The 12,131-nt window shown below is 72.9% G+C and carries 9 protein-coding genes; 7 read left to right on the top strand and 2 right to left on the bottom strand.

All coding sequences use genetic code 11. The features are described 5' to 3' along the window. Both ACFU74_RS30765 and ACFU74_RS30760 read left to right on the top strand, forming a co-directional pair. The coding region (locus tag ACFU74_RS30765) for an RHS repeat domain-containing protein (protein ID WP_380762649.1) at positions 1-3,820 on the top strand (3,820 nt) is incomplete at its 5' end. Position 3,821: 1 nt separating this feature from the next. Further along, on the top strand, positions 3,822-4,196 hold the full coding sequence (locus ACFU74_RS30760; protein ID WP_380762647.1) for a hypothetical protein: 375 nt from the start codon (positions 3,822-3,824) through the stop codon (positions 4,194-4,196). A gap of 294 nt (positions 4,197-4,490) precedes the next feature. On the opposite strand, the gene ACFU74_RS30755 is transcribed toward ACFU74_RS30760, so the two are convergent. Next, a complete protein-coding gene (locus ACFU74_RS30755; protein ID WP_380762645.1) occupies positions 4,491-5,273 on the bottom strand; it encodes an SDR family oxidoreductase in 783 nt (260 codons plus the stop codon). Positions 5,274-5,344: 71 nt separating this feature from the next. Here ACFU74_RS30755 and ACFU74_RS30750 point away from each other — a divergent pair, with 71 nt between their 5' ends. Both ACFU74_RS30750 and ACFU74_RS30745 read left to right on the top strand, forming a co-directional pair. Then, on the top strand, positions 5,345-6,256 hold the full coding sequence (locus ACFU74_RS30750) for a LysR family transcriptional regulator (protein WP_380762642.1): 912 nt from the start codon (positions 5,345-5,347) through the stop codon (positions 6,254-6,256). Positions 6,257-6,309: 53 nt separating this feature from the next. Next, the gene (locus ACFU74_RS30745; RefSeq protein ID WP_380762639.1) at positions 6,310-6,885 is read left to right on the top strand and encodes a TerD family protein; all 576 of its coding nucleotides are present in this window, start codon (positions 6,310-6,312) and stop codon (positions 6,883-6,885) included. Between the two features lie 37 nt (positions 6,886-6,922). Here ACFU74_RS30745 and ACFU74_RS30740 read toward each other — a convergent pair whose 3' ends face one another. Further along, on the bottom strand, positions 6,923-8,191 hold the full coding sequence (locus ACFU74_RS30740) for a monooxygenase (RefSeq protein ID WP_380762637.1): 1,269 nt from the start codon (positions 8,189-8,191) through the stop codon (positions 6,923-6,925). Between the two features lie 280 nt (positions 8,192-8,471). On the opposite strand from ACFU74_RS30740, the gene ACFU74_RS30735 reads away from it, so the two are divergent. From ACFU74_RS30735 to ACFU74_RS30725, 3 genes are all read left to right on the top strand, one after another. Beyond that, complete coding sequence (locus ACFU74_RS30735; protein WP_380762634.1) at positions 8,472-10,532, top strand: FAD-dependent oxidoreductase; 2,061 nt, start codon at positions 8,472-8,474, stop codon at positions 10,530-10,532. A 66-nt stretch (positions 10,533-10,598) separates the two neighbouring features. After that, complete coding sequence (locus tag ACFU74_RS30730; RefSeq protein WP_380762632.1) at positions 10,599-11,147, top strand: PadR family transcriptional regulator; 549 nt, start codon at positions 10,599-10,601, stop codon at positions 11,145-11,147. A 91-nt stretch (positions 11,148-11,238) separates the two neighbouring features. Continuing rightward, positions 11,239-12,033 (top strand): hypothetical protein, encoded by a 795-nt coding sequence (locus ACFU74_RS30725; RefSeq protein ID WP_380762630.1) that lies wholly within the window; start codon positions 11,239-11,241, stop codon positions 12,031-12,033. Positions 12,034-12,131: the final 98 nt, after the last annotated feature.

Here is a 12,131-nt window from a genome sequence, read left to right as displayed (position 1 = left end):
CGACGACAAGGGCCGCATCGCCCAGGTCTGGGACCCGCGCCTGGCCCAGCCGCTGAAGACCACGTACAGCTACGACGCGGACGGCCGGGTCACCCAGATCACCGCCGCGGGTGAGCTGCCGTGGAGCTTCGACTACGGCAAGGCCGCGGCCGACCAGGACCCGGGCCGCCTGCTCAAGGTCCGCCGCGCCGCCCTGGCACAGGGCAGCAAGGACCAGGTCAACGGCGAGGTCGCGACCAACGTCGTCTACGACGTGCCGCTGACCGTCGGCGCGGGCGGTCCGTACGACCTGTCCGGCGCGGAGACGGCCACGTGGGCGCAGCTGGACGCCCCCACCGACGTCACCGCCGTGTTCGGTCCCGAGGACGACCCGGGCACCAACACCGCCACCGCGGTCAAGCCCGGCCCGAACGGCTACAAGCCCGCCACCGTCCACTACCTCAACGCCTCCGGCAACGAGGTCAACACGGCGAGCCCGTCCATCACCCCCGGCGGTGACATCGACACCACCGAGTACGACCGCTACGGCCACGCCGTCCGCACCCTGGAGGCCACCAACCGCGCCATCGCGCTCGGCACCCACCCCGAAGCCGACCGCTTCACCGCCGAACTGAGCCTGCCCCAGATCCCGGCCGAACTGCTCGCCGCGAACCTGACCGACGAGCAGAAGGCGCGCAAGGCCGAGATCACCAAGTCCCGGGCCCGGCTCCTGGACTCGCGCACCACCTACAGCGCGGACGGCCTCGACGTCGTCGAGACGCTCGGCCCGGTCTACCGCGCCTCGCTCGCCGAGCAGGTGAACGGCCAGACCACCCCGGTCACCGTCACCTCGGAGGCCGAGAAGCTGCCGCAGCTCGGCGCCACCGTGCCGGTCCAGATCGACAACAACTGCTGCGGCCTGCTCTGGTCCGGTGGCGCGCACCTGAGCGTGCGGGCGACCGCCCCCGGCGGCTACGCCGTGCTCCGCGTCAGCGTGCCGGAGGAGGGCGACTACCTGCTCTCCGGCCAGCAGACCAAGTACACCGACCACGGCACCGTGCAGTTCGCGATCGACGGCCAGAACCTCGGCCAGCCGATCGACCAGTACTCCGCCGACCCGGCCGTGGCCCCGTACGCGGTCGGCACGCCGGTCCACCTGGCGCGCGGCGACCACGAGCTCAAGCTCACCGTCACCGGCACCAACGCGGCCAGCACCGGGCCGCGTTACCACGCCGGCCTGGACACGGTCACGCTGACCAAGACCACCGTCAACCCGACCCTCCCGGCCGGGACCTCGGTGGTGGCGCGCGACCACAACACCAACACCTACGACGAGGGCAAGCCCGACGGCCAGGCGTACCACCTGGTCACCACCCAGACCGACGGCGCCCGCGTCGAGGGCTACGCCGACGACGTCGAACTGCGCGTCACCAAGAGGGGGTACGACACGCCGATCGGCGGCACGTCCGGTTGGACGCTGAAGGCGGCGACCTCGGTCACCACCGACGCGTTGGGTGCCAAGCTGACCGCCACGGTCAAGTTCGACGCTTCCGGGCGTGCGGTGGAGTCGCGCAAGCCGGGTTCGAACGGTTCGGACGCCGGGACGGTGAAGTCGGTGTTCTACACCGCCGGTGCCAACCCGGACGACGCGCAGTGTGCCAACCGTCCGGAGTGGGCAGGTCTGGGCTGCACCACCGCGCCAGGTGGCGCGGTCACCGGTGCGGACGCGTCTCGGATGCCGACCACGCTGCCGGTCAAGCGGGTGATCCGCTACTCGCCGTTCGGTGAGGCAGAGGAGACCACCGAGGTCAACGCGGGCAAGAGCCGCAAGGCCGTCACCACCTACGACGGCGCGGACCGCGTCACCTCCACCGAGATCACCTCGGACGAGGGCAAGCCGCTGCCGAAGGTCACCACCGAGTACGACCCGGTCACCGGCGATGCCGTGAAGACGACCGCCGGCGGCAAGTCGCTCGTGCGCGTCCTGGACGCACTGGGCCGACTGATCTCGTACACCGACGCCGACGGCGGCACCACCACGTCGGAGTTCGACAAGTTCGGCAAGCCGGTGAAGGTCACCGACCCGACCGGCTTCACCACCTACACCTACGACCGCGCGAAGGAGCCGCGCGGACTGGTCACCTCGGTCAACGACAGCGTGGCCGGCGAGTTCACCGCGAAGTACGGTCCGGACGGCCAGCTCGTCGAGCAGACCTACCCGGGTGGCATCGTCCGCAAGGACACCACCAACGCGGTCGGCGAGGCCACCAGCCGCACCTACACCCGTACCAGCGACAACAAGGTGGTCTGGGCCCAGACCACCGACATGTCCACCCAGGGGCAGGTGGCCAAGGACACCAGCTCCACCGCCACCCGCAGCTACCAGTACGACCGGCTCGGCCGGCTGGTGAAGGCCGAGCAGTCCACGGCCGCCACCGGCTGCGTCACCCGCCAGTACGCCTTCGACACCCACTCCAACCGCCTGTCCAAGCAGACCTCCCCCAAGGGGGCGTCCGGCGAGTGCAGCACGGCGGGGGCGACGGCGGAGAACCACACCTACGACAGTGCCGACCGCCTCACCGACGCGGGCTTCACCTACGACGCCTTCGGGCGCACGGTGACCACCGCGACCGGTGCGACCAACACCTACTGGGCCAACGACCGCGTCGCCGCCCAGGAGAAGGGGGACACCAAGCAGGAGTGGGCCGTCGACGCCGCCCACCGCCTGACCGCGTTCACCACGTCGAAGAAGCAGGCGGACGGCTCCTGGGCCGGCGCCACGTCGAAGCTGAACCACTACGGCGACGACGGCGACGAGGTCCGCTGGACGATCGAGGACACCGCCCAGGGCACCCTGACCCGCAACGTCTCGGGCCCCGACGCCGACCTGGTGGCCACCACCAGCAAGACCGGTGACGTCCAGCTCCAGCTCACCAACCTGTTCGGCTCGGTCGTCATCACCACCGACACCGCGCTGACCACCCCGGTGGTGCTGGACTTCGACGAGTTCGGCATCCCGCAGGACGGCCAGGCCGCGGTCCGCTACGGCTGGCTCGGCGGTAAGCAGCGCTCGGCCGAGGCACTGGACGGCGACATCCTCATGGGTGCCCGCCTCTACAGCCCGGCCCTGGGCCGCTTCCTCCAGATCGACCCGGTCCCCGGCGGCAACGCCAGCGCGTACGACTACTGCACCGGCGACCCGGTCAACTGCACCGACCTCGACGGCAACTGGGGCATGCCCAAGTGGCTGAAGAAGACGGTCCAGGTCGTCGCTGTCGTCGCCGAGGTCGTGGCCACCGTGGTCCCCGGCCCGATCGGCGCTGTCGCAGCCGCCGTCTCATCGGTCTCCTATGCCGCCACCGGCAACTGGGAGAAGGCCGCCGAGATGGCCGTCACCGCCGTGGCCGCCACCGTCGGCGCCGGCCCGGTCGTCAAGGTCGCGGCAGCTGCGGTGAAGACCACCAAGGTGGCGGCGAAGGTACCCAAGCCGACCCCGAACCCCAGGCTGCTCAAGATCACTCGGGCAAAGATCGGAATCCGGGCCTACAATCTCCCTGTGATCGGTGCGAAGTCTCTTCTGTTCGGCGACAAGCACTCCGGTGCGAAGAGGTCCGGCCTGCTCAACGGGAAGTCCAAGACGGACAAGTATGCGATCGGGTGGAGCGGTACCGGCACCTTTGACGCAGGGCTCGTGAGGTCGAAGAAGAAGAACAACGTCCGAACCGTATTCCGCATCAAGATCAACAAGCTCAAGATCGATGTCGGTTTCGGTCCGTGGCGTCCGGGCAAGCCGAAGAATCGTCCTGCTCCCACTTGGAAGTCCAGGGGATGGAAGGGGTGACATGACAATCGACGACCTGGTCTCCGACGCGGCATCGCGCCAGTTCGTCTCGGCGGTGGTTCCTGTGGAGGTCATGGAGTCCCCCAGAATCGTCGACCTGTGGGTCGATGCTCTGGACGGCGAGGAGGTGATTGTCTCGGTCCGGGACGGAAGCGCGGATGTCAGGATAGTCATCGGCGGATATGTCTTTGACAGTGTTCCGGTATCCTCCTCGCTGGACCTGATCGGAGCCGTTTTTGCTCGGGATATTTCTGTCAGGAGAGTGCTGGGGGGTCGTTTCCTGGAGATGACCGTGCAGACCTCCGAGGGAGCATTCTCGTCGAGTAGGCGGTTCCGGAAGGATCTCTCCTCGTGGGAGAGTGACGTTCTCTCCTGACGTCCTGCCCGGGAGCAGCACGTTGATCTCGGGCTCGCGTCCGGATTGCCCGCCCGTCGATCGGGCACCGGGTCGACCGGTGCGGTAGCGCGATGACGGTGTTGTCCGAACGGCCGGAAGGCCGCCACCCCGCATGGGGCGGCGGCCTTTCGGCGTGCTCGCCGGAGGAGGGCGCCGTCCTGGAGACGCGGGAGTCCGGCTTGTGCGTCGACGAGTTCGAATCGCCGTACCTCCGTCAGCCGGTGAACCCCGGCCATGGGGCGGGGGGCTCCACGGTCGGGGCGTTCCGGGGGCTCAGGCCAGGCGGGCGCCGCCGTCGACGTGGAGGACGGTGCCGGTGACGTAGGGGCTGGTCATGGCGTAGTGGACGGCGCGGGTGAGGTCTTCGGGGGTGCCGGTGCGGCGGGCGGGGTTGCGGGTGGCGGTGGTGTGGAGGAAGGCGGCCTTGTCGGCGCCGAGGCGGTCCCAGGCGCCGGTGTCGACGATGCCGGGGGAGACGGCGTTGACGCGCACGGGGGCGATCTCGACGGCGAGGGCCTGGACGAGGAAGGCGAGGGCGCCGTTGGTGGTGGCCATCACGGTGCGGGCGGGGGCGGGACGCCAGGCGGCTACGCCGGAGAAGAAGGTGAAGGAGGCGCCGTCGGGGGTGTCGGTGGCGGCGTGCGGGGCGAGGTGCTTGGCGAGCAGCAGCGGGCCGTAGACCTTGGCGGCGAACGCGCGGTGGATGTCGGCGAGTTCGAGGTCGGCGAGCGGGCCGTTGGCGGGGAGGGCGGCGGTGGAGACCAGGTGGTCGAAGCGGCCGGTGGCGGTGGCGAGGGCGGCGATGGAGGCCTCGTCGGTGAGGTCGACGGGGACGACCTTCGCGGGGCCGGACAGTTCGCCGGCCGTCCACTCCAGCTTGCGCGGGTCGGGGCCGGCGAGGATCAGTTCGGCTCCGGCGGCGGAGGCGGCGTGGGCGAGGGCGCGGCCGGTGTGGGAGCCGGCGCCGACCACGACGACGCGGCGGGAGGCGAGGGGGAGCGGGAGGGTGAGGGGGAGGGGAAGCGGGAAGGACGCGGGAAGGTCGGTGTCGGTCATGGGGAAAGGCTGCGCTGAGCAGGGGCGATGCGTCCAAGGCTTGTTTTTTGCGGGAGCCATAAACTGTCTGCATGGCTACCCTCCGGCAGTTCGAGTACCTGGTGACCGTCGTCGACACCGGTTCCTTCACCCGCGCCGCCGAGCTGCTGCACGTCACCCAGCCCGCGCTGTCGCACCAGGTGCGGGCGCTGGAGAAGGCGGTGGGCGGGCCGCTGCTGGAGCGGTTGCCCCGCGGGGTGCGGCTGACGCCGATGGGGCGGGCGGTGCTGCCGCATGCGCGGGCGGCGCTGGCGGACGCCGGGCGGCTGCGCGCGGCGGCCCGGCAGGCGGCCGGACTGGCGGGCGGGGAGCTGGAGTTGGCGACGGTGTACTCGGTGAGCCTGGGCATCCTGCCGCCGGTGCTGCGGGCGTGGCGGGCGGCGCACCCGGGGGTGCGGATCCGGCTGCGGGAGTTCGCGCACAACGAGGAGCTGCGGGCGGCGATGGCGGCCGGGCAGGCGGACGTGGCGGTGGGGACGCCGCCGGGGGAGTGGGAGGGGCCGATCCGGGAGCTGGGGGTGGAGGAGTTCGTGCTGGTGCTTCCGTCGGGCGAGGAGACGGCGGACCGCGTGCCGCTGGCGGACCTGGCCGAGCGCGACTGGGTGCACTACGCGCCCGGCAACGGCCTGGCGGACCTGCTGGACGCGGCCTGCGCCGAGGCCGGGTTCCGGCCCCGGGCGGCGGTGCGCACCGAGCAGACGGCGGCGGCGCCGTTGCTCGCGGCGGCGGGGCTGGGGCCGGCGCTGGTGCCGGCGAACATCGTGCCGGCCGGGTTCGACGGGCTGGTGCGCAGGCCCGAACCGCCGGTGCGGCGGCCGCTGGTGGCGTACACCCGGACCAGGCCGGACGCGTTGACGGCGGCCTTCGTCGAGATCCTCTCCCGCCGGGCCTGTCTGCTGCCGGAGCATGTGACCGGGTTGTTGTCGCGCGACCGGGCCTCGTGATCTCTACAGTGCTGTAGATTCATTGGCAGGGAGAGCGACCGAGGAGGGCAATCGTGGGAGTTTCGCTGGCCAAGGGCGGCAATGTCTCGCTCACCAAGGAGGCGCCGGGCCTGACGGCCGTCATCGTCGGACTCGGCTGGGACGTGCGCACCACCACCGGTGCCGACTACGACCTGGATGCGAGCGCGCTGCTCTGCGCCGCGAACGGCAGGGTGCTCTCGGACCGGCACTTCGTCTTCTTCAACAACCTGAGCAGCCCGGACGGTTCGGTCGAGCACAGCGGTGACAACCTCACCGGTGGCGGCGACGGCGACGACGAGCAGATCAAGGTCGACCTGGCCACCGTCCCGGGGGAGGTGGCGCGGGTGGTCTTCCCGGTGTCGATCTACGACGCGGACGCCCGGTTCCAGAGCTTCGGCCAGGTGCGCAACGCGTTCATCCGGGTCGTCAACCAGGCCAACGGGCAGGAGATCGCCCGTTACGACCTCTCCGAGGACGCCTCCACCGAGACGGCGATGGTCTTCGGCGAGCTGTACCGCAACGGCGCCGAGTGGAAGTTCCGCGCGATCGGCCAGGGTTACGCCTCCGGCCTGCGCGGCATCGCCACCGACTACGGCGTGAACGTCTGACCGGAGCGGCGGGCCACCGGGCGGTCGACTGAGCGGGTCAACGCCCGGTGGCCGACGGCGGGTTCGGCGAGCGGTCGAGTGCCAGCCCGCCGAACCCGCCCGTGCTGCCCAACTGCCCCTGCCACCACGCGGCCATCCCCGCCGCGTCGATGGCCGACCAGTCCGGCGCGCCGGTGACCTGCGCCCGGCCCAGCCGGCGGCTGAGGCCCACCAGGGCGTGCCCGGCCGCGCCGCGTTCGCGGTCGTAGCCGGGCAGCAGGTCCGCCCAGTCCCCGGCCGCCCGCCAGGCGTCCTCGAAGGCGGAGGCGTCCTGGAGCGCCTTGGCGGCGCCGCTGGTGGTGTGCGGGCGCACGAGGGTGGCGGCGTCGCCGGCGAGCAGCAGGCGGCCGGCGGTGCGGCGCGGGGTCTCCAGGTCGTGGATCGGCTGGAGCAGGATCCGTTCGACCGGGGTCAGGTTGACGGCCGCCGCCCAGTACGACGGCAGCACGCGCTCGGCGAGTTCGGCCAGTTCGTCGTGGCGGGCGGTGTCCAGCGAGCCGACCGCGAAGCCGAGCGGGTCGGAGTCCTCGGAGGCGCGCTCCAGCCAGGCGGGCGCGGGGGCGTAGAAGACCCAGTTCACCAGGGTGGAGCCGGGGGCGAGTCCGGGGATGCGGTAGAGCACGACCTGGCCGCCGGGGTAGCAGGCGGTGATCACCTCCTGCTCCGGCCAGCGGGCCGCGCCGCCGGGGAGGGTGTCGAGCAGCTGCGCGTCGAAGCTGCCGCGCCAGGCGACGTACCCGGCGTACTCGGAGCGGGCCCCGGGGCAGACGGCGGTGCGCACCACCGAGCGGTGGCCGTCGGCGCCGACCACCAGGTCGTGCTCCTCGCGTCCGCCGGTCGCTGTCTCCACCCAGGCGGGCCCGGCGGCGTCGGTGCCGCCGACCGCGGTGACGGCCGTGCCGGGGCGGAACCCGACGCTGTCCGGGGTGCGTTCGCGCAGGCCCTGCCAGAGCACGCCCCAGTGGTAGGAGTGCATGGCCATCGGCTGCACCCACAGCACCCGTCCGCGCCCGGAGTCGTCCCCGCCGCGCGCCACCCAGTGCCGGGAGGTGACGGGGTGGTGGCGGATGCCGTCGTCGAGGTGCCCGGCCCGGACGAGTTCGTCGTAGCGGTCCAGCAGGATGCACAGGCCCACCCCGCGGTCCTCCAGGTGCCCCGGGCTGCGCTCCAGCACGGTGACCCGCTCGGCGCCGCCCCGGGCCGCCGCCCGCGCGAGCGCGCACCCCGCGATGCTGCCGCCGACCACGGCGACCGATCCACCCCGCACGACCGTCCCCCTCTCGCCGGGACCCCGCCGGCCCCGCGCCGGCCCCTTCGTCGTCCCGTCGGCATCGACGATACGGCGCGCACTGACGATCCGTCAGGGAGATCCGCCGGGGAGGACCGCCGAAGAGGCCCGTCAGGGAGATCCGTCGTGGTGATCCGCCGGGGAGGCCCGCCGGGGAGGGCCGGGCGGTGTTCCCGGCATCACTTATGCAACTCGTTGCATAAATGGCCGCCCGTCCCCTACCGTGGAGTAACCACCAGCCCGTCCAGGAGACGCCGCGATGACGACGACCGCCAGCACCGAAGCCCCGCCGCCGCCCTACCCGCACCTGCTGCGCCCGCTCGACCTCGGCTTCACCACCCTCCCCAACCGCGTGATCATGGGCTCCATGCACGTCGGCCTGGAGGAGGCTCCGGACGGCTTCGAGCGGATGGCCGCCTTCTACGCCGAACGCGCCCGCGGCGGCGTCGGCCTCATCGTCACCGGCGGCATCGCCCCCAACGAGGCCGGCCGCCCCTGGGACGGCGGCGCCATGCTCACCACCGAGCAGGAGGCCGACCGGCACCGCGTCGTCACCGACGCCGTGCACGCCGCCGGCGGCCGGATCGCGCTGCAGATCCTGCACTTCGGCCGCTACGCCTACCACCCCGGCCTGGTCGCCCCCAGCGCCCTCCAGGCCCCGATCAGCCCCTTCCCGCCGCGCGCCCTCACCGCCGACGAGGTCGAGCGGACCGTCGACGACTTCGCCCGCTGCGCCGCGCTCGCCCGGCGGGCCGGCTACGACGGCGTCGAGATCATGGGCTCCGAGGGCTACCTGATCAACGAGTTCACCGCCGCCGCCACCAACCACCGCGAGGACGAGTGGGGCGGCCCGTACGAGAACCGGATGCGCTTCCCGGTGGAGATCGTCCGCCGGGTGCGCGAGCGGGTCGGCCCGGACTTCATCGTGATCTACCGGCTCTCCATGCTCGACCTCGTCCCCGGCGGCTCCACCCTCGACGAGGTGGTCCGCCTCGCCGGGGCCGTCGAGGAGGCCGGCGCCACCGTCATCAACACCGGCATCGGCTGGCACGAGGCGCGCATCCCCACCATCGCCACCTCGGTGCCGCGCGGTGCCTGGGCCTGGGTGACGAAGCGGGTGATGGGGTCGGTCTCGATACCGCTGGTCACCAGCAACCGCATCAACACCCCGGAACTGGCCGAGCAGCTGCTCGCCGACGGCTGCGCGGACCTGGTCTCGCTCGCCCGCCCGCTGCTCGCCGACCCCGACTTCGTCGCCAAGGCCGCCGAGGGCCGCCCCGAGGCCGTCAACACCTGCATCGGCTGCAACCAGGCCTGCCTCGACCACACCTTCAGCGGGAAGATCACCTCCTGCCTGGTCAACCCGCGCGCCTGCCACGAGACCGAACTCGTCCTCGCCCCCACCCGGCTCGCCAAGCGGATCGGCGTCGTCGGCGCCGGACCGGCCGGCCTCGCCTTCGCCGTCACCGCCGCCGAGCGCGGCCACCGGGTCACCCTGTACGACGCCGCCGGCACCATCGGCGGCCAGCTCGACATCGCCCGCCGCATCCCCGGCAAGGAGGAGTTCGCCGAGACCCTGCGCTACTACCGCCACCGCCTCGACACCCTCGGCGTGGACCTGCGGCTCGGCACGACGGCGGACGCGGACGGCCTCGCCGCCGAGGGCTTCGACGAGGTGGTGCTCGCCACCGGCGTCACCCCGCGCACCCCCGACCCCGCCGACCTGCCCGGCGTCGACCACCCCAGCGTGCTCGGCTACCTCGACGTGCTGCGCGACGGCGCCCACGTCGGCGAGCGGGTGGCCGTCCTCGGCGCCGGCGGCATCGGCTTCGACGTCGCCGAGTACCTCACCGACGCGGGCGACGCGCCCAGCCTCGACCCGGCCGTGCACCGCCGCCACTGGGGCATCGACGGCGAGTACCGCGAGCGCGGCGGCCTCACCGGCCCCGAGCGCCCCGAGCCGCCCCGCCGCGTCCACCTGCTCCAGCGCAAGCCGGGCAAGGTCGGCGGCGGACTCGGCAGGACCACCGGCTGGATCCACCGCACCGAGCTCAAGCACCGCGGCGTCACGATGGTCGCCGGCGCCCGCTACGACCTGATCGACGACGCCGGACTGCACCTCACCCTCGGCGGCGAACCGCAGCTGCTGCCCGTCGACACCGTGGTGCTCTGCACCGGCCAGGAGCCGCGCCGCGACCTCGACGCCGCGCTGCGCGCCCTCGGCGTCACCCCGCACCTCATCGGCGGCGCCGACGTGGCGGCCGAACTCGACGCCAAGCGCGCCATCAAGCAGGGCACCGAGCTGGCCGCCGCCCTCTGAGCGGCCACCCCCGCGTGCGGCGGCGCTCCGGGGGACCGGCCCGGGATCCGGCCTAGGATCGGTGCCATGTCGCTGCCGCACGCCATCCTCACCGCCCTGCTGGAGAAGCCGTCCTCCGGTCTGGAGCTGACGCGGCGGTTCGACAAGTCGATCGGCTTCTTCTGGTCCGCCACCCACCAGCAGATCTACCGCGAGCTGAGCCGGCTGGAGGCCGCCGGGCTGATCCGGGCGCTCCCGCAGACCGGGCCGGTGCGCGGGCAGAAGAAGGAGTACGAGGTGCTGCCCGGCGGGCGCGCCGAGCTGGAGCGGTGGACGGCCGCCGCCGACGAGCCCCGGCCGATCCGCGACCCGCTGCTGCTGCGGCTGCGTGCCGCTGCGGTGGTCGGCACGGCCGGGCTGGACGTCGAGCTGCGCCGTCACCTCGCCCTGCACCGCGAGCAGTTGGCGCACTACGAGGAGATCGAGCGGCGCGACTTCCCGGCCGGGGCGGAGCACGACGGCGACCCGCTCCAGCACGCCGTGCTGCGCGCCGGGATCGGCCTGGAGGAGTTCTGGGTGCACTGGCTCGCGGAGACCCTCGACGCGCTGGCCCCGGGCCGAAGCGAACTGCCCTGACCTGCGGCGATGCCTGCCGGAGGGGCGGGTCGGGACCGTCGGTGGGAGACTGGACGCCTGTCCCTGTCCGACCTCTCGACCGGGGGCCCGCATGTCCCTCCCGAGGCCTCTCCCCGCCCTCACCGCGGTGGCCGTCGCGACGGCGCTCACCCTCGGCGGCGCCCAGCTCTCCGCCGGTTCGGCACCGGCACCCGCACCAGCGCCCGCGAGCGCCGTCGGCGCGACCGCCGCCGCGAACGCACCCGCGGCCGTCACCCAGCTGCCCACCGACGAGCAGCTCCGGGCGGCCCTGCTGACCGCCGCCGAACTCGGCCCCGACTTCACCGATGTCGAGCCGGGCACCGAGAGCCCCACGCCCCCACCGGGCTCCGGCGCCACCCCGCTGGACGGGTGCGACGCCCTGCGGGCGCTGCTCAACGGCACCGTGACCGACGACCTGCCGAGCTCCGCCCAGAGCCCCTACCAGGAGGCCCAGTTCGAGGGCCCGGACGGCCACCCGTTCATCGTGGAGTTCCTCACCGCGGCGGAGCCCGACGAGATGGACTCCGACCTCGAAGCCGTCGAATCCGCGTTCACCGAGTGCCCGAGCCTCGACATCACCGACGGCGAGGGGGAGAGCGTGACCCTGACCGTCACCCAGATCGCCCTCGGCGACCGCGAGGAGGCCCCGGCCGTCCGCATCGACGGCTCACTCGGCGGCACCCAGCTCCACGGCTACCTCGGCTTCGAACGCCTCGGGGACGTCGCGCTCGGCTACGGGTACTTCCAGGAGGGCTCGGACGACGCCGACCTGGCCTCCCTCTACTACCGGGCCGCCGTCGCCAAGGCCGAACGCTCCCTCGGCGTCCCGGCCGGCTCCACCGCCGCCCCGGGCACGGCCGCCTGAGCACCGCCGCCCCGGGCACGGCCGCCTGAGCACCGCCGCCCCGGGCACGGCCGCCTGAGCACCGCCGCCCCGGGCACGGCCGCCTGAGCACCGCCGCG

Source organism: Kitasatospora sp. NPDC057500 (assembly GCF_042802195.1).
In the GTDB taxonomy this organism is placed as follows: Bacteria; Actinomycetota; Actinomycetes; order Streptomycetales; family Streptomycetaceae; genus Kitasatospora.
This window is presented reverse-complemented; position numbering and strand designations above follow the sequence as displayed.